The 17,605-nt window shown below is 66.2% G+C and carries 14 protein-coding genes; 9 read left to right on the forward strand and 5 right to left on the reverse strand.

Going from position 1 to position 17,605, the window contains the following annotated elements:
• The first annotated feature begins 63 nt into the window (after positions 1-63).
• Entirely contained in the window at positions 64-1,929 is a 1,866-nt protein-coding gene (locus tag Q0W90_RS02310; RefSeq protein ID WP_297594316.1) for a bifunctional diguanylate cyclase/phosphodiesterase, read from the forward strand.
• Positions 1,930-1,947: 18 nt separating this feature from the next.
• On the opposite strand, the gene Q0W90_RS02315 is transcribed toward Q0W90_RS02310, so the two are convergent.
• Positions 1,948-2,742: an FkbM family methyltransferase gene (locus Q0W90_RS02315; protein WP_297594314.1), complete on the reverse strand. Its 795-nt coding sequence runs from the start codon at positions 2,740-2,742 to the stop codon at positions 1,948-1,950.
• 347 nt (positions 2,743-3,089) lie between these two features.
• Here Q0W90_RS02315 and Q0W90_RS02320 point away from each other — a divergent pair, with 347 nt between their 5' ends.
• The 6 genes from Q0W90_RS02320 to Q0W90_RS02345 all read left to right on the forward strand — a co-directional run bounded on the left by Q0W90_RS02320 (position 3,090) and on the right by Q0W90_RS02345 (position 11,587).
• Positions 3,090-4,766, forward strand: a complete 1,677-nt coding sequence (locus tag Q0W90_RS02320) for a hypothetical protein (protein WP_297772948.1) — start codon at positions 3,090-3,092, stop codon at positions 4,764-4,766.
• Positions 4,767-4,952: 186 nt separating this feature from the next.
• Positions 4,953-6,428 carry a polysaccharide biosynthesis tyrosine autokinase gene (locus Q0W90_RS02325; RefSeq protein ID WP_297594310.1) on the forward strand — a complete coding sequence of 492 codons (1,476 nt, stop codon included), beginning with the start codon at positions 4,953-4,955 and terminating at the stop codon, positions 6,426-6,428.
• Positions 6,425-7,927, forward strand: coding sequence for an O-antigen ligase family protein (locus Q0W90_RS02330; RefSeq protein WP_297594308.1), 1,503 nt, complete (start codon positions 6,425-6,427; stop codon positions 7,925-7,927). The genes Q0W90_RS02325 and Q0W90_RS02330 overlap by 4 nt, the downstream gene beginning before the upstream one ends.
• Positions 7,928-7,942: 15 nt before the next feature.
• Positions 7,943-8,956, forward strand: a complete 1,014-nt coding sequence (locus Q0W90_RS02335; protein ID WP_297772950.1) for a glycosyltransferase family 4 protein — start codon at positions 7,943-7,945, stop codon at positions 8,954-8,956.
• Positions 8,957-8,972: 16 nt separating this feature from the next.
• Positions 8,973-9,899 (forward strand): aldo/keto reductase, encoded by a 927-nt coding sequence (locus tag Q0W90_RS02340; RefSeq protein ID WP_297772980.1) that lies wholly within the window; start codon positions 8,973-8,975, stop codon positions 9,897-9,899.
• Positions 9,896-11,587, forward strand: a complete 1,692-nt coding sequence (locus Q0W90_RS02345; protein WP_297772965.1) for a GMC oxidoreductase — start codon at positions 9,896-9,898, stop codon at positions 11,585-11,587. Before Q0W90_RS02340 ends, Q0W90_RS02345 begins: the two co-directional genes overlap by 4 nt.
• Before the next feature lie 20 nt (positions 11,588-11,607).
• Here the strand turns inward: Q0W90_RS02345 and Q0W90_RS02350 are convergent, their stop codons facing one another.
• On the reverse strand, positions 11,608-12,483 hold the full coding sequence (locus Q0W90_RS02350; protein ID WP_297594302.1) for a hypothetical protein: 876 nt from the start codon (positions 12,481-12,483) through the stop codon (positions 11,608-11,610).
• Positions 12,480-13,598: a Gfo/Idh/MocA family oxidoreductase gene (locus Q0W90_RS02355; protein WP_297594300.1), complete on the reverse strand. Its 1,119-nt coding sequence runs from the start codon at positions 13,596-13,598 to the stop codon at positions 12,480-12,482. Before Q0W90_RS02355 ends, Q0W90_RS02350 begins: the two co-directional genes overlap by 4 nt.
• A 272-nt stretch (positions 13,599-13,870) precedes the next feature.
• Between Q0W90_RS02355 and Q0W90_RS02360 the strand changes: the two genes are divergently transcribed.
• A complete protein-coding gene (locus Q0W90_RS02360) occupies positions 13,871-14,326 on the forward strand; it encodes a UDP-N-acetylglucosamine--LPS N-acetylglucosamine transferase (RefSeq protein ID WP_297594298.1) in 456 nt (151 codons plus the stop codon).
• Positions 14,323-14,808, forward strand: a complete 486-nt coding sequence (locus Q0W90_RS02365; RefSeq protein WP_297594296.1) for a glycosyltransferase — start codon at positions 14,323-14,325, stop codon at positions 14,806-14,808. The genes Q0W90_RS02360 and Q0W90_RS02365 overlap by 4 nt, the downstream gene beginning before the upstream one ends.
• 10 nt (positions 14,809-14,818) lie before the next feature.
• On the opposite strand, the gene Q0W90_RS02370 is transcribed toward Q0W90_RS02365, so the two are convergent.
• Both Q0W90_RS02370 and Q0W90_RS02375 read right to left on the reverse strand, forming a co-directional pair.
• Positions 14,819-15,862 carry a glycosyltransferase family 4 protein gene (locus Q0W90_RS02370; RefSeq protein WP_297772968.1) on the reverse strand — a complete coding sequence of 348 codons (1,044 nt, stop codon included), beginning with the start codon at positions 15,860-15,862 and terminating at the stop codon, positions 14,819-14,821.
• Between the two features lie 11 nt (positions 15,863-15,873).
• Positions 15,874-17,605 (reverse strand): glycosyltransferase (locus Q0W90_RS02375; RefSeq protein WP_297772971.1); only part of this gene is annotated, 1,732 nt, incomplete at its 5' end.

A 17,605-nucleotide genomic window follows, 5' to 3' on the forward strand; every position in this document is an offset into this window, starting at 1 on the left:
GAAATGCGTGGGCACGCTCAGCGGGGATCCAGACGGGATGTGTGCCCCGTATCGGAGGACTCCGTGCCACGCAGCCTGAACCTGGTGGTCACCTCCGTCGCCACTCAGCTGATGGAGGCCACGGCCGCCACCGCGACCTCGGTCAGCGAAAAGGTACTCGCGCAGCTCGTCGAGCAGTTCGACGTGGACGCCAGCTTCCTGCGCCACCACGACGACGACGCTGCGGCTTCGGTGTTGGTTGCCGAATGGCCACGCCGGACCGACGGCCCGGATCCGGATTCGATGGCCGCTCTGCAATTGGACGGCCTCGAGCCGGTGTTCACCCAATGTGAGCGCGACCGGAAGCCGGTGGTGACCCAGCCGGATCAGCCCGACGGGTGGGTCCGCCGCTCGCTGCGCCGGGGCAAAGCACCCGCGTCGCCCTCGGTGGCCGCCGCGCCGCTGGTGTCCAGCGACGCGTGCACCGGTGTGCTCGGCTTCGTCAAGTTCGGTGCCCGCAAGTGGAGACAAGAGGAGGTCTACACGCTCGAGGCGGTGGCCGCCCTATTTGCGCAGCTCCAGGCGCGCATCGCTGCCGAAGAGCGGCTCCGCTATCTCGCCGAGCACGACGACCTGACCGGTGTGTACAACCGCCGGGCGCTGGTGGCGCACCTGTCGCAGCGCCTCGTGGCGGGAGGCCCCGGCCCCGTCGCGGTCTTCTACCTCGACCTCGACCGGCTCAAGCCGATCAACGACTACCTCGGCCACGCCGCGGGTGACTGGTTCATCAGGGTCTTCGCGCAGCGCATCGAGGAGTGCGCGGGAACGCCGAGCATGATCGCCCGGCTCGGTGGTGATGAGTTCGTCGTCATTCCCGACCAGCCGATGTCGCAGGAGACCGCGGAGGCGTTCGCGCGCCGCCTGTCGTCGATGCTGTGCGATCGCCTGACCATCGGCGGCCACGTGATCAGCCGGACCGTCAGCATCGGGCTGGCGGTGGGCACGCCCGGGGCGGACAACTGCGCCGATCTGCTTCGTCGGGCGGACGAGGCCGTGTTGACGGCCAAGCGTGCCGGCGGCAACCAGACGGCGGTGTCCACCGATGACATGTCGCTCAAGCGGGCCTTCCGCAACGACATCGAGCTACACCTGCAAGGCGACATCGAAAGCGAAGGTCTGCTCCTGGATTACCTGCCCGAGGTCGACCTGTGGACCGGTGCCATCGTGGGTGCGGAGGCGCTGGTGCGCTGGCGGCACCCGATTTGGGGGCTGCTGCTGCCCGACTCGTTCATCGGTGTGGCCGAATCGACCAACCTGGCCGCGCCGCTGGGCGGGTGGGTGATGCGCAGCGCCTGCGCCGACTTCAGCCGGTGGCGCGCCGACGGTATCGGGCACGGCGCCATGCTGCGCATCAATGTGTCGCCCATACAGCTGATCAGTCGTGGTTTTGCGGAAAGCGTCGCCGACACGATCGGCGAGTTCGGGATCGATGCCGGATCGGTGTGCCTGGAGATCACCGAACGCGCCGTGGTGCACGACATCGAAACCACCCGAAACACCTTGTCGGAGCTCAAGGAAGTTGGTGTGCAGATCGCCATCGACGATTTTGGCACCGGTTACGCCGTGCTGTCCCACCTGAAGTCCCTGCCGGTCGACATGCTCAAGATCGATGCCGGGTTCGTACGCGACGTGGACACCGACGCCGGTGACCTGGCCATCGTCCGCGCCATCATCGGGCTCGCCGAGGCGTTCGGCCTGGAAGTCGTCGCCGAGGGAGTCGAGACACCCGCTGCCGCATTGACTTTGATGCAACATGGGTGCCACCGCGCGCAAGGCTTCCTGTTGTCGCGTCCCCTCCCCGGCGATGCGATGGAAGCGCTGCTGTCCGCGCGCTGGATGCCGATGCCGTTTCTCGCCGACCCCGAGTCATCGTCACTGGGCTCGATCTAGCATCACAACGCTGGTCGCTTAGACTTCGTTGGGCAAGAAGACGAAGTTGTTGACGTAGATGCCGTGGCCGACCCAGCCGTCCTCGCGGCTGCCGACGTTGGCCGGATCCTGATGTTTTGCCGCGTCGAAGTCCGTTATGGTCCGCCGAGCGCCATCGAGATCGAAGTAACCGGCGTAGCCGAGTCCGGTCAGCAGCCCGGTGATCTCGGCGATGGCGTTGGGGTGATGGCGTTCCTCGGCTTCCACGACAATCGACGGTCGGTTGCGTGCGAGCGTCTGTGTGGCGCCGTGCAATACTGCGATTTCATGGCCTTCGACGTCGATCTTGATCAGGCCGACGTCGTCCAGGGAGAGATCGTCGAGGCGTTTGACCGGCACGTCGATGCTGCGAATGTTGCCCCCGCTCACGTCGCCCAGTTTGTTGCCGGCGTCGATGGTGCTTCGGCCCGGCTCGCCCTCGACCACCCGCATGGCCGTCGTGCCGGGTTTGTCCGACAACGCCACCGCCTCCACCCGGACGGCGGCCCCGACCGCGTCGAACATCGCCGCCAGATCGTGGGCCTGGGCCGGCCGGGGTTCGAACGCGATCACCGATCGCGACGACGCCAACATCGCGATCGTGAACTCGCCGAGATCGGCTCCGATGTCCAGTGAGATCCGGCTTGGTTCGCACAACGACGCCACCAGCCGTATGTCCGGGCGCGATTGACCCAGACGTTCCAAGATGCGGAATCTGCGCCGCCAGAACAGGCGCGGTGCGAGTCTTTTTGCCGCAGGCTCGAGCCGACGTTTGGCCGAGCGTGCGACAGACATCTGCGACGATCTCCTGCCCGATATGCGAAGTCACCAGCTTAGTCGATGCCGGCCGCGCACAATGCGCCACGCGGGGCGGATGGAAAGCTGCACGGCGACGACGTTTTGGATGGGAGCCCGGATTTACCGATGCGTTCCGGGGTCGGACGCTACCCTGTTGTCACCCTTGATATCCCGCGTGGCGACGTGATGTCAGGCAACGGCCCATGGCCGTCGCGAAACACGAGTCGCCAGAGAGGTAACAGTCGATGCATGTGATGGACACGGTGCGTTCTGGCGGCGCATGCCGACGCGGTTCATCACCCGCCGCGCGTCGGTGCGGCCGGACGCGGTTTAGCACGAGCACTATGGTCCGGACAATGAGGAAGAACGTAGTTGTCGTTGGCGTGTGCGTGGCGTTGGTGCTGAGCGGATGCGGTCATCGCGGTGGCTTTGAGCCACTGACCGCGATCGCCAGCCCCGCCATAGGGTTGTCCGTGCAGGACGTACCGAATCCGCTACGCGGCCAGTACGAAGATCTCTTGCAACCGCTTTTCCCGCAAGGCAATCCCGCGCAGCATCGGTATCCGGCGTGGCCTGCGTCGTCTGACGCCAGTCTGCGCATCCCCTGGCGACAGTTGCAGCCGACCGATCCGAGCACACTGCCGCCCGACGCTCCCGACGATCGAAAATTCGATTTCAGCGCGATCGACGATGCGCTGACGAAACTGGCTAGTCGCAATATGCGCCTGACGCTGCGCGTGGTCGCCTACAACTCCTGTTGCGACACCGTCTATCCGAACAACACCAATATCGCGATGCCCGACTGGGTGCGCCCGGCGGCCACCAACTACACCGGTCCACAACGATATTGGTGGACACCCGGTGTGACGCAGGTCGTTCCGAACTGGAACGACCCGAATTACCTGAACGCTTTCAGCCAGCTGTTGGCCGCGCTGGGCCACCGTTACGACGGCGACGAGCGACTGAGCATTTTTGAGTTCTCCGGTTACGGGGATTTCAGCGAGAACCACATCTCGTATCTGCGTGACACGCTGGGCGCACCGGGGCCCGCTCCCGAGGAGAGCGTCGCGAAGCTGGGCTATTACAGCCAATTTCGTGACCAGAACATCACCGTCGGATCCATTCGGCAGTTGGTTGCGGCGACGGTAAGCGCCTTTCCCCACACGCAATTGGTGACGACGGCGCTGAACCCGGAGATTGTCCGTCAGTTGATCGCCGACGACGTCACGAAGAAGCTGTCCGCGCCGGTGGGTATCCGCGCGGATTGCCTGGGTGTTCAGGATCCGCTGCCCGCCTGGGCCGAAAGGGATGGTTCGCATTATCTGCAGTCGAAGGATCCGCTAGTCAGCGCACTGAGAAACCGCATGGCCTCGGCGCCGATGATCACCGAATGGTGCCAGCTCCCCCAGGGAACCGATCCGCGGTCCTATTACCAAAAGGGCCTCAACGACGTCATCAGATACCACGTGTCGATGACATCGAGTTACAACTTCCCGGCCGTGGATGCGACCGCGCCGATGGACCCGGCTTTGTATCTGCTGTGGGCGCAGGCCAACGTGGCCGCCGGGTACCGGTATTCGGTCGAGGCGCGGCAGGGCTCGCCATCGGTGAGTGACGGGAAGGCGACGCTGACCGTCAACTGGACCAACTACGGCGCCGCCGCCACCACCGAGAACTGGGTCCCGAGCTACCGGCTGGTCGACTTCCTGGGGACGGTGATCCGCACGCTTCCCTCGACTGTGGCGCTGAAATCCCTGGTGCACGGCCAATCCGCGGACGGCTCCCGTAAGGAGCCGGACCCGGCGACGTCCACCGAGTCCGTTCACATCGACCTGGCGGACCTCACGCCCGGGCACTACACGCTGTGCGCATCGGTGGATTGGCAACAGCACAAGCCCGACGCGTCGCACGTCGTGAATTACCCGCCCATGCGGTTGGCGCGCGACGGGCGCGATGGCGCCGGATGCTATCCGATCGCGACCCTCGACATGCCCCGCGATGCGCCCAATCGCACCCCCTGACCCCGCCCAACAGACATAACCGGCGCGCCGGGTAGGCCCCCGAAAACCTGCCCGTACGCACGACGCCGATTCCGGCAAACCCTGCATGAGGATGCTGCATAATCTGCATTGGGGTATGCGCGTCCGGTGCGAGGAAATCTGAATGACGCTATTCGCGCCATAAGCTCTGAGAAAGGTTACCAGCCGATGGATTTCCGTACCTTTGTCCGGATTCTCGGAGCCCACTGGAAACTCGCAGTCACCGCGCTGCTGGCCTGTACCATCGGCGCCGCGTTCGTGACGGCTCTGCAGACGAAGCACTACCAGTCGTCGGCCACGGTCCTCATCTCATTTTCCGGCGCGACCGACCTGAACGAGTTGTACAACGGCACGCAGGCCGCGCAGGAACGGCTGTCGTCGTACGCCCAGATCGCCGGCGGACGTGTCGTGGCCGAGCACGCAATCCGCCAGCTTCAACTTTCGATGAGGCCCGACGATCTGCTGAGTCAAACCCAGGTGAAGTACACCCCGAAATCGGTGCTCTTCACGATCAGTGTCAGAGACACCGATCCGGCGCGTGCCGCCGCACTGGCGGGCGCCATGGCCAATCAGTTCAGCGCGATCCTGCCGACGCTCAGCCCGGCTCAGGGCCCGATCGCTATGCCGGCACCGGCAACGCCGGGCGTACGACCCGATACCGGTGAGACGCCCCCGGCGCAGCCTCCGCCGCAGAGCTCGCCGGCGGGAGCGCCGGGGGCGTTGCAGCCAAATGGCAAGCCGGTGCCGGGCGCCCATGCGACGGTGGTCGAGCCGCCGCGTGTACCGACGTTTCCGGTTTCCCCAGTACCGATGCGCAACATGTTGATCGGGTTCATCGCCGGTGTGCTTCTTGCCATCGCGGTCGCGCTGACCCGCGAGGGCGGCGACCGCACCGTCCGCACCCGCGCGAAGCTCGAACAACTCTCGAATCTGCCCGTTCTGGCCGAGCTGCCCGGAAAGCGCGGTGGGACTCCACGGTTCGGCACCGACACCGCGTTCGACGATGCCGTGCGAGGCATGCGTGCCCGGTTGCTGCGGGCGATGGGACCGGATGGCCGCCGGGTGCTGGTGACGGGGCCGTTCGGTGGCGAAGGCACGACGACGACGGCGATGAACCTCGCGCTCGCGCTTGCCGAGATGGGCGAAGACGCACTGCTTGTCGAAGGCGACAGTCGCCGACATGTGATCGCCGGCCTGCTGCGGGTCGAATCGGGGGAGGGGCTGGCCAGCGCGCTCGCCAACCCCGACAGCGCCGCCCAGGTGGTGAAGCCGACGCCGATCTCGAAGCTGTTCGTTCTCGCGTCGCGGTCGACTCGGCGCGAGAGTTTGCCGCCCAGCGCGTATCTGCCGGAAGTGATCGACCGGGTGCTGCAGGGATTGTCGTCACGTTTTGATCGGATCGTGGTCGACGGACCGCCGGTGCTCGCGACGGCAGACGCCGGCCTGCTGGCCGGCGCCGTCCAAGCCACGGTGTTGGTGGTCCGGGCCAAACGCACGACCGCCGACGAACTCAAGGACGCGTTGACCGCCCTGCATGGTGCTGGCGCACACGTCGTCGGCACTGTGCTGACCGATGCCCGCCCGTCGCTGCACATCAGGGCCGCCGACCGCGCCTATCGGTCGAAGGTCAGCAGGCCGGCGTGATCCCCTACCTTCGGGCACGTCATCGCTTGGCGGTGGACGGGGTCCTGTTGGCGGCGTTCGCGTTCGGGTGCTTCGTGTTCGGCATCCTCTCGGTGCGTCGAACCACCGAGGGAGTGCTGCTCACCGCCGCGTTGTTCTGCGTGGTCGTGTACTGGGTGAAGCCCGAAGGGATGGTGGGCGTCACGTTGTTCGGGGCGTTCGCGGCGTTGCCGGAAGGTTTGCACGTCGGCAAAGTCTTTGGCCCGCTGACGATTTATGCGTACCACGTGGCCGCGGTCCTGGCGATCTGCTATCTGATCCCATCCGTCAAAACGCGGTTCTCCGATTATCTGCTGCCCGGGATCGTGGTAATGACGGTGCTATGGTCCGCGGCCACCGGGTTCATGGTCGGACACGCCGCTCTGGTGGTGTTTCGTGAATCGACCACCATGCTCGAAATGGCCCTCGGGTTCGTGTTGGCGATGTTCGTCGTGTACGGCGGTCACGTCAAATGGTCGATTCGCGTGATGATCGTGATTCTGTGGTTTTCGGCGGGCATGGCAATCCTGAGTTCGCTGTTTGCCATTCGGCTGGCCGGCCGGGCCGAGAGCCTGGAAGGAACGACGGGCCGCCAAGCCCTCCGCATCATCCTGACCACCCAGACGCCGGCTACCGCCGTGTTGAGCGCGCTGGTCGCCGCCGTGATCGTCGGCCGGTTCAGGCCCGCTATGTATCTCGCGTTGGGTCCGCCCGCGGCGGTCATCTCGTTGCTGTCCTTCTCGCGCAACACACTGATCTCCATGGGGGTCGCCGCCGCAGTCGCGTTACTTGGCAGCTTGAGCTGGGTGGCCCTGCGGCGGATGGTCAACGCCGCCGCAGTCGCCGCGGCCACCATCGCGGTGATGGTTCCAGGTTCGCTGTTCTTGCTGCGCGGCACGGGAACCGGGGCATGGCTCGCGGACCAGTTCATCGCCTTCAACCAGCGGGTGCTCGGCGGGGTGTCGTCAAGCGCGCTCGCCGTGGACGATTCGGCGCAGGAACGACTGCGGGAAATCAACCTACTCAAGGAGACCATCGCCCAAGCCCCGGTGTTCGGCCATGGCCTGGGGTATGTCTATCAGCCGCCGACCGGGGATGACGAGTTCCATCTGTACTTGTATCCCGCCTACTCCCACAACTTCTACCTGTGGTGGCTGGCCAAGGCCGGGGTGGTGGGCATGGCGGCGTTCGCACTGTTCGCGCTCACGCCGGTGCTCCTGGCGCTGCGCTGCGCGTCCTCGTCGGCGAAAATCAGTGCGGCGGTCGCCGCGGGCCTGCTGGCGATATCCGCCGTGTGGCCATTGCCGGAGATGCCGGTGGACGCCCTGGGGTTGGGTATCGCGCTGGGGACGGCGATGGGGTACGCCGGTTTGCGCCGCCGGGGCGCGGAGGGCAGCCAGCCCGAGGACGACGGCGCGCCGGTGCCGACCGCTACGCCCGGCCCGACTCTCGCCGATGCCGGTGTGGCCGCTTCCAGCTAGGCGAGTGTGGCTGAAATGATCGCGGTGACACATGTGGGACCCGACATGTACAGCGTCGGCGGCACGCAGTCCGTGATTCGGGTGATACACGACAACAACATTGGCGCCGACGATATCCGAGTCCTCTCGACGTGGAACGGGTACCGACACCTCAAGAACCTCCTTCTCACGGTGCGCGCGGGGCTTGCGCTGGGGCGGACCTCTCGCCCGAGGATCGCGCACTTCCACATCTCAAACGGTGGAGCGTGGTTGCGCGAAGGGACGCTGCTCCGAGTGGCCAGCGCCCGGGGCTTGCGGGTGATCGTCACGCTCCACGGTCCCGACTTTCCCGAGTTCGCCAGGTCGCGACCCCGCTTCGTGGCTGCCACGTTGAAGCGCGCCGACCATGTCATCGTGTTGTCGGAGGAGGCGCGCGCCGCGCTCGCCGCAGTGGCGCCCACGGCGCGTACCGCCGTCGTGGCGAATCCGGTCGCGATCGATAGCGACGCGCCCGGGGCGGGTTCGACACCGCCGGTGGTGCTTTTCGCGGGCGCCGTCGGTCGCCGCAAAGGTGTCGACCGGCTGGTCGCGGCGTGGCGACTGCTCCTTGCCGAGGGGATCGAGGGATGTTGCCGAATCGTCGGTCCGATCGACGACTATGTTCCGCCGCCAACGGAGCGGCTAAGTGTCGAAGGTCCGGTGCACCCGGATGAGATCCGAGAATTACTCCGGTCGGTTCGAATGGTTGCACTGCCGTCGTCCGCCGAGGGAATGCCGATGATCCTGACCGAGGCCCTCGCCGGCGCGCGGCCGTTTGTGGCAACTCCCGTCGGCGGTACGGCGGCGATCGCGCCGGACCCGAGCATGCTTGTTCCCGTTGATGACGTGCCCGCACTGGCGGCGGCCATCGGCAGATACCTGCGCGACCCGGACCTGGCCGAGCGTGACGGGTGGCGGGGTCAGGAACACATCGCGACCACCCGAAGTCCCCGAGTCATCGATGCGCAGCTGCGGCAGATCTACGAAGGGTCCGGCATTGCGGCGCGTTGAACTCAAGGGCCCGCAATTGTCGGTGAGCGCAATGGGTTTCGGATGCGGCAGTCTGATGCAGTCGCCGTTCCGGAGGGAACGCATGGCTGTGCTCGCCGGCGCGCTGGACAGTGGCATCACCCACTTCGACACGGCCCGGATGTACGGCCTGGGCAGGGGGGAGGCGGAGCTGGGCGCGTTCTTACGCACCATCGAGCGCGACACCGTGACCATTGCCACCAAGTTCGGTATCGACGTCGGCGACACGGCCCGGCGCCTCGGCCGGTTTCAGGGTCCGGCACGCGCATTGCTGAAAAGAGCGCCCGCGCTGCGCCGCATCGTCAAGCGGCAGCAGGCGCCGTCGGCGATCGGCCGAGTGTACGACGCGGGGATCGCGGCGCGTAGCCTCGATGCGAGTCTCGCGGCGCTCGGCGTCGACTACGTTGACATCCTGTTCGTCCACGCCCCAAGGCCTCAGGACACGGTGGCGGCCGATGAACTCCGCGAATTCTTCGAAAGCGCCCGCCGGCAGGGCAAAATTCGCGCCTGGGGTGTCTCGCAGGATGAGGGGCTCGAGTCGGATTTTGCCGGGGCTTTCGCGCCCGAGGGCATAAGCCAGCTTCGCAGCGACGTGCTCAATCCTTCGCCGCGCCCTGCCGATCTCGCGTTCGGCGTACTCGATCGGCCGTATCGCAAGCTCGCAAGCGCGCTGCATGCGGACCCTGCGATGGCGAGGCGGTGGCGCGAAACCATGCAGACCGATCCGCTTGCCCCAGGGGCGCTCTCCAAGCTGATCCTCGCGTCGTCTGCGGCTGTAATGGGTTGTAGCGCAATACTTTACAGTTCGACCAGGCCGCATCGGGTCGCCGAGGCCGCGTCCGCCATCTCGTCCCCCCCGGACGCGGAGACCGTGACGCGGTTCCTTGCGCTCGTCGCGGAGTTTCGACACGGTGGCGTCGCGTGATCAGGGGCGTGAAAGACTTTGCCCCCGGCATGACGATCGAGACGGATGTAGCGATCGTCGGAGCCGGCCCGATCGGCATCGCGACGGCGCTGGAACTCGCAGGATCGGGTGTGCACGTGGTCCTCATCGAAAGCGGGCTTGAGCGCAACGACCGTTCAGCCCAACAGCTTTCGATGTTCGATTCGCGGCAGGACGACTACTTCCATTCGCGTAGCGAGCTAACGGTCCGCCGACAGGTCGGAGGAACCTCCGCGCTCTGGGGGGGACGCTGTGTCAGCTTCGACCACATCGATTTCGAGGACCGACCCATTACCGCGCAGGCACCGTGGCCGATCGGGTACGACGACGTCGAGCCGTATCTCCAGCGGGCCTGCGACTGGGCGGTGTGCGGCCAGGCGGCGTTCAATGCCCGCGCTATCCCCGAAATTGCGCATCGCGACATGATCGCGGGGCTCCCGGACGGCGACGTCCGCACGACAGATCTCGAGCGCTGGGCCCTGCCCACGCGTTTCGGGCACGAGTACCGGACGGCGTTGCGGAACGCTTCCCGTCTCACGGTGTGGACCGGCCTCACCTGCACCGAAATCGTGACGACAGCGGCCGGTGACTCCGTCGAACACTTGGTGGTCAAGACGCTGAATGGTCGGCAGGGGAGAGTAGTCGCGACGGACTACCTCATCGCGACGGGTGGTTTGGAGGCCACCCGCCTGCTGCTGGCCTCCGACCGTCATCACCCCGGGGGCCTGGGGAATGCGGGCGGGCACCTGGGGCGCTGGTACATGGCTCATGTCGAGGGCCGGGTCGCGCGCGTGCAATTCACCACCGACCAGATCATGTACGGCTACGAACGGGACAACGACGGCGTGTATGTTCGCCGTCGCTTCACCTTCGATCCCCGCCTGCTACGTGAAGCCGGAATGCCTAATGCCGCAGTCTGGTTGGTGAATCCGCCGATCAGCGACCCGAATCACGGGAGTGGGATCCTGTCCGGGGTTTACCTGACTCTGATTTCACCGATCGGCCGTTTCCTGCTGGCGGGGGCGATCCGGGAGGCGCATACGAAGACAGGCGGCTCGGCGCAGGTCTTGGCGCACCTGCGCAATATTGTGCGCGACGCGTTCGGTTCGATCCGGTTCGCGATCGCGTTCAGCTACGCACGCTTCCTCCGCAGGGGCCGCAAGGCGCCAGGGTTTTTCGTGCAGAGCGCTGACCATCGATACCTGCTCCAGTACCACGGCGAGCATCTTCCGCACTGGGAAAGTCGGATCGAGCTGACCGACGAACGGGATGCCTTGGGCATGAGGCGGATTCGCACCCATATGCACTTCTCCGACGCCGACTACCGAAGCGTGCGCACGGCTATCGTCGCGATCGACGTGCATCTTCGTCGTCACGGTGTGGGGCGCGTGGAGTGGCTGACCGATGATGTCGAGGGCTCGGTCCGTGCATACATGGCGAAGCGGACCGGTTTCCACCAGGCGGGCACCACCCGGATGTCGAGCTCACCCGAAGGCGGCGTCGTGGATCCGCACCTGCAGGTCCACGGGGTGCGACGGCTGTACGTCGTGAGCACATCCGTATTGCCGACTTCGAGCCAGGCCAACCCGACGCTTCTCGGCATGGCGTTGGGCGTCCGGCTGGCCGAGCGCCTGATACGCGCTCGAACAGCGTGCCCGCCAACGGATTAGCGATAGGCCGGGACTGGGAATCACGTCGGCGCTCGCCAGAGTTCGTCGATCAGGGACTTGGTCTCCCGAATGTTGGCCCGGCTGGACGCACCGAAGACGATCGAATGGATCTGCGGTTGCCTGCAGACGTAATCGATCGCCTCGCGCGGCGGGATCGCACCCGAGGCGAGGACCGACATCGCAATCAACCGGCAGCGGCGCTCGCGGATTGTCTTCTCGTAAAGCTCGATGCCCCCGCACATCCGGAAGCCAATCTTGTTGAAATTCGCGCACACGATGGGATTTTCGATACCCTGTCGGTCGAGCGCGTCGAGCAGGCGTGGGAGGTTCATCGTGATGAAGCCCGGTTCGGCACCGTACTTGAGCTTCACGTGGTCGGAGAAATACCGGAAGCCCTCGCCCATCCCGAGCCCGAGGAGCAGGTCGGTGACGACGTTCTGAATGAAGATGACGGGCGTGGACAGCCCGGCGAACATCTTCATCTCGGCGTCGACCAACAGCTGCATGATCGGCTCGATGTCCTTGCCGGCGAGGGCGACCCCGCCCTTGAACATCGACCTGACGGCGCCGTCGTCGGGCAGGAACTTTCGGAGCGCCTCGACCATCCCGAACTCGGTCACAGCATTCGCATACTTGTGCGCGTACGGCATGCACGGATAAAAGACGTAGTCGGGGTAGTGAGCCTCGTTGGCGCGGAAATGATCGCAGATTTCGCCGACCCGATCGTGCGTCGTGCAGACGAACGTGCGGATGCCTTCCTGGTACGCGACGTCGAGCGTCGCCAGCACGGGCGGCAGGTGCTGAAACCGTATCGCCTGTGCGCGCGCCTTCTCCTCGGACATGTGGTTGACGCCGAAGAATTGGTTGTCGCCGAAAAGCACACGGTCCATGGTCACGACGCCCTCGAGGATGCGAGTTTCTTGATGCGCGCGACGATCTCGCGCCGGAGCGAGCCGCGCGGGGAGCCGTTCGCGGCCGGCGGCGGTGCGGGGCGTGCGGCGAACGTGGCACCGGTAATCATGTCGACCACACGATCGACGTCGAGTGCCGAGCGGAATGTGTTCTCGCCGTCGACGCGGTTGTCTTTGACGCTCTGGGCGAAATAGTCGATCTGCGCCGAATATTCCTCGCCGCGAAGGTAATACCAGACCTCGTCGGTGAGATCGGTCGTGTAGCGGATCGTCCAGCCGGCCCCTAACTCGGGGAGCCCGGGGTGTGTCTCCCGGAGATAGATTTGGCATTCCTGCCGATCGGCGACGACACGGCCGTTGGTTCCCCACACCGAGACCTTGGTCGACATCTTGCGGAAGCTCTCGTCGCTCCAGTTCACGCACAACTGGCCGCTCGCGCCGCCGGCATAGTGCATCGTGCAGTAGACCTCGTCGTCGACGTCGCGCGAGAAGACGCTATGGCGGACGATGCCGTCAACCGACTGGGGCATGCCGGCGACGAAGTTCATCAAATCGATGGCGTGGCAGGCGTAGTCGTAGAGGGCGCCGCCGCCTTCGGCCTTCACGCCGCGCCAGGTGCTTCCCTTCTGGCGGAGGACGACGGGGCCGTATGCCTCGGCGCGCACGTGGTGTACCCGCCCGAGCGCGCCCGTCGCGGCGATCCTTGCCGCCTCCTGGAAGGCGCCGATGAAGCGGCAGTGGTAGCCGACCTGCGTGACGAGCCGATTGCTCTCAGCCAAGGCCACCAGGCGCTCGCCATCCCGGACATCGAGGACGAACGGCTTCTCGCAGAAGACATGTGTCCCTCGCGCAAGGGCCTTTTCGACCATCGACGCGTGCAGCCTCGACGGGACGGCGACGACGACCGCTTCGGCGCGGGTTTCCGCCAGCATCCGATCGAAGTCGTCGTAGCACGGAAGGCCGGTGTACTTGGCGAGGATGTCGCGCACATAACCGGCCGAATCGCAGATACCGACCACGTCGAGATCCGGGTGCGTACGAAGGATCGCAAGGTGCGACAACCCCATCTTGCCCAGGCCCACGATCGCCGTTCGAATCATCGGCGACGCCCCTCACTTTCGACTCCCGCGGCCGCGACGTGTACAGCTTTGTGGTCCAGCCAGATGGCAGGAAGAATTCCCGACATACGGGCGCCCCTGCTTTTGTCCGCAGTATTCAGATCGCCTGCTTTCGAGGCGCTCCACTCGACGATGAGGACGTTAGCATCGGTCGGTTGATGATTCCGGCAATCTCGTCAATCGGTTCGTGGGAGTCTAGAACTCTCTTTGCGCGGCCGGCCTTGGCCGCGAGCGCCTTTGGGGTGAGGAGAGAAATGGGTCGCTTGCTCCTGATCGCGTCCTCCGGCGGGCACATCTACGAGATGTTTTGTCTGCGGGAGTTTTGGCAGGACAAGGATCGGTTTTGGGTGAGTTTCGGGACCGCTGACGCCCGTTACCTGCTGCGTGACGAGCAAGAGGTGTACTGGGCGGCTCACCCAACCGTTCGCAATGTCCCCAATCTAATGCGCAACCTCGTGCTGGCGCTGCGGCTGTTGATACGGCACCGGCCCGCGATGATTTTGACCACCGGTTCGGGCGTGGCCGCCCCGTTTCTCTGGCTGGCGTGGCTGCTGCGGATTCCCACCGTCTTCGTGGAGTCCATCACCCGCATCACCGAGCTTTCGCTCACCGCTCGGATGGTGAAGCCGTTTGCGTCCTCCTTTCTGGTGCAATGGCCGGAGTTGGCCGACCGGATATCCCGCAGCGAATATCACGGGAGGATCGTGTGATCTTCGTGATCATGGGCATGGAGGTGCACCCGTTCGACCGGTTGGCGCGCGCCGTCGACGAGCTGGCCGCGACGGGCGCGGTCGAGGACGATTTTTTCGTGCAGCTCGGAACATGCCGGTACGAGCCGCGCCATACCCGGTTCGAGCGCTTCGGGTCCTTCGGGGACGTCGCCGAGCGGATCCGCTGCGCCTCCGTGGTCGTCACCCATGCCGGCGCCGGATCGACGCTGCTGTGCATCGAGCAGGGCAAGCATCCAGTGCTGGTCCCCCGCCGCTCGTCGCGAGGAGAGCACGTCGACGAGCACCAGCTGCCGTTCGCCGAGAAGATGGAGGCGGGCGGGCTGGCGACCGTGGTCCGCGAAATGGAGGAGCTACCGGCGGCCATCGTGGCCACGCGGTCTCGGGCGGCTCCGGCCGACGCGCTGGGCCGGGCCCGCGAGCTGACCGGTTGGCTGGAGGCCTACTGGCGCGGGCTGGCGTGAGCGGCCGGTCTCAACGCCGACGCGCCGTCACCTCCGCGATGACTTCCAGGAAGCGAGCCGCCACCAGGTCGACAGCACAGCGCTGCGCGTAGTGGCGCGCCGCCTCGGCTCCGTGCTGGGCGGCGCTGACCGGGTCGGCCAGGAGGTCGAACGCGGCCGCCAATCCGGCGACGTCGTCGACCCCGACCGGGGCGCACCCGGGCGGCTGGTATTCGGGCAACGCCCCGGCCGTGGACACGATCGGCATGACGCCCAGCTGCATGGAAAGCACTTGCACACCGCTCTGCGAAGCCCGCCGGTAGTGGGCGATAGAGCCTTTCGCCGCGACAAGCGTCGGGACGACATCGGAGTAGCGGAAGCTGCCGTTGCGCCACCGCGTGTGTTCGGGCAGCGCGGCGGCATCCAGTGGCCCGTCGCCGATGAGCACCAGATTGTCGCCGCGCCAGCGCCCGCCGGCCACGTGTCGCCGCCAGGCGTCGAGCACGACGTCGACGTTCTTGTACGGGTTGAGCCGCCCGAACATGACAAAATCGCGGCGCCCTTCGGGGGGCACGAACGGTGGAACTCGGTCCAGGTCGAGGTCGCTGGCCAGGGGCACAACATGAACGGGCGTGCCAGTGACGTCGCGCCGCGCGACGACGGCGGTCGCGACGTGGTCGCTGTAGGTGATGGTGGCCGCCGAGCGGGCGCCCCAGCGGTCGAATACCGCGCGTTCGTAGGCCGGTGTCACTTCGTCGGGGTCGTGTGGCCGGTCGTCGTGCACCACCTGGATGCGTGGAGCCAGTCCCGCCAAGGCGATCCAGCGTGGATCACGGACCAGCTCGGCGATCACGACGTCGGGCCGGAATTCGCGGACGCGCCGCCAGGCCTTGAAGGTCGGCAGCCAGGTCGCGGCCGTGCGGAACCGCGGGTCGAGCACCAACTCGTAATCACGCGCGGCGTCGGACTCTGGGTGCTGGTCGGAGGTCACCAGCAGCACATCGGCGCCCCGCCGCATCAGCGCTTCGGCCTGCACGCGCACCGCAGGCCGTGTCCACGGCGAAAGCCACAGCACCCGAGGCGAATTCACAGTACCGCTTGGATCGCGTCCAGGTAGGCGTCGGTCATCGCCTGTACCGTGTAATGCATGCGCATACGCTCGTAGCCGCGTCGTCCGACCGAGGGCAGTTGGTCTGGGTCTGCCAGGATCCGGGCAAGCTGTTCTCGCCATCCCGACACGGATACGGGTTCGACGAGGAACCCCGCCCTTCCGAAATCCAGCATTTCCGGGACAGCGCAAATCGCGGACGCCGCAACCGGAACCCCCCGGGACATCGCCTCGAGGATCACCACCGGGAACGCCTCGGAACGGCTCGGAACACAAAGCAGATCCGCGTCCGCCAGCGCGGGTCCTGGACCGGGCGACCATCCGCGCCACTGGACCCGATCGCCCAACGCGGCAGGCGTACGTGCCTGCAGCCTCTCCCGATCTGGCCCGTCACCGAAAATCGATAATTTCCACGACATCCCGCCGAGCTCACTCAACGCCTCGATCAGCAGATGCGGGTTCTTGTGCTCGACGATGCGCGACAGCATCACCAGGTGCACCGGCTCACCGGCGGTGCGGAGCCGAGGAGCCGGCTCGCCGATGTCGGTGACGCCGTTGGGTGCGACGAATCTCCTTCCCCGGAGCCGGTGCTGCGCGGCTAACATATCCCAATGTCGTTGCGCCAGAACGATGAGACCGTCCGCACGGCGCATCGCAGCGGTCAGTGGCCGCGAGTAGATGGGCCGATCCGCCTCCGGGGGGACATGCGGTGCGACCAACCAGCGCCGCTTCCGGCCCGCTGCGCGCCACAAGCTGCCAAATCCCGTCTCGGTGTTGGTGTCACCGGTGATGACCACCGCCGGGCCCGGCGGGATGTCGACATTCGGCGCCCACCACGGCTGGCGCACGACGCGCACGGTCTCCGGAATTTCGGAGATCAGCGGGCCGAAGCGCTGCACGCACGCGATCGTGACCGGGTAGCCGCGACGGTCCAATTCCGTTGCCAACAAAGCCTTTTGCCGCTCAGCTCCACCGTAGACCAGGCGGTTGGTGGTGATCACGATCGCCGGCAGGTCGGTGGCGGCCGGCCTGCGCACCGCGCGCCTGCGCGCGCGCTCCCACACGGCGGCGCCCGCCAGGTACGCGTCGGCGTGGTGGACTCCGCGTTGGTGTTCGAGCAATAGCGCGGTGTCGGCGCGGGCCAGGTCATGGCTGCGGCGACGTTCGCCCGGACTGACGGTCTTCTCGCCGATCACCGGGCGATCGACGCCGAGTTCGTCGGCCAGCACGACGCGCCAGCCCTGCGCACGGGCCCTGGCCCGCCAGTCGGTGGCCGCACCGTAGCCGAAGAACTCCTCGTCGAAGCCGCCGAGGGTGTTCCACGCCGCACGGTTGATCGCCAGGCAGCTGTGGTCCACGTCCGGCGCCCGGCCAGGCGCGGTGGCGTGCGCCCTCGGCGACACTGCGGCGACGTGCGGCCGGCCAAGCAACGCTCGGGTGCGGGTCAGCGGCCCCAGCAGCCGGGTATCGGCGTTGAGCAGCAACAGGTCCGCGTCCGCCGGTGCGTGTTCCACCAGGACGTTGCAGGACGCGGCGAAGCCGACGTTCTCCGGTCCCGACACCCGATGCACCGCAGGGTATTTCGTGGCCGATTCCGCGTGGCCGTAGACATAGACGGGAAACTCAGGCAGGTGCTCGGCGACGCTGCCAAGGCACGCGTCGAGCAGATCGTGGTGATCGCCGGCCACGATCAGCACCGCGAGCGACCGC

This window comes from Mycobacterium sp. (genome assembly GCF_025933915.1).
Classification (GTDB): domain Bacteria; phylum Actinomycetota; class Actinomycetes; order Mycobacteriales; family Mycobacteriaceae; genus Mycobacterium.

Coding starts and splice junctions, on each gene's coding strand:
- Q0W90_RS02315 (WP_297594314.1), bottom strand. CDS start 2,742: ATGTCTGTCGCACGCTCGGCCAAACGTCGGCTCGAGCCTGCGGCAAAA.
- Q0W90_RS02320 (WP_297772948.1), top strand. CDS start 3,090: ATGGTCCGGACAATGAGGAAGAACGTAGTTGTCGTTGGCGTGTGCGTG.
- Q0W90_RS02325 (WP_297594310.1), top strand. CDS start 4,953: ATGGATTTCCGTACCTTTGTCCGGATTCTCGGAGCCCACTGGAAACTC.
- Q0W90_RS02335 (WP_297772950.1), top strand. CDS start 7,943: ATGATCGCGGTGACACATGTGGGACCCGACATGTACAGCGTCGGCGGC.
- Q0W90_RS02355 (WP_297594300.1), bottom strand. CDS start 13,598: ATGATTCGAACGGCGATCGTGGGCCTGGGCAAGATGGGGTTGTCGCAC.
- Q0W90_RS02360 (WP_297594298.1), top strand. CDS start 13,871: ATGGGTCGCTTGCTCCTGATCGCGTCCTCCGGCGGGCACATCTACGAG.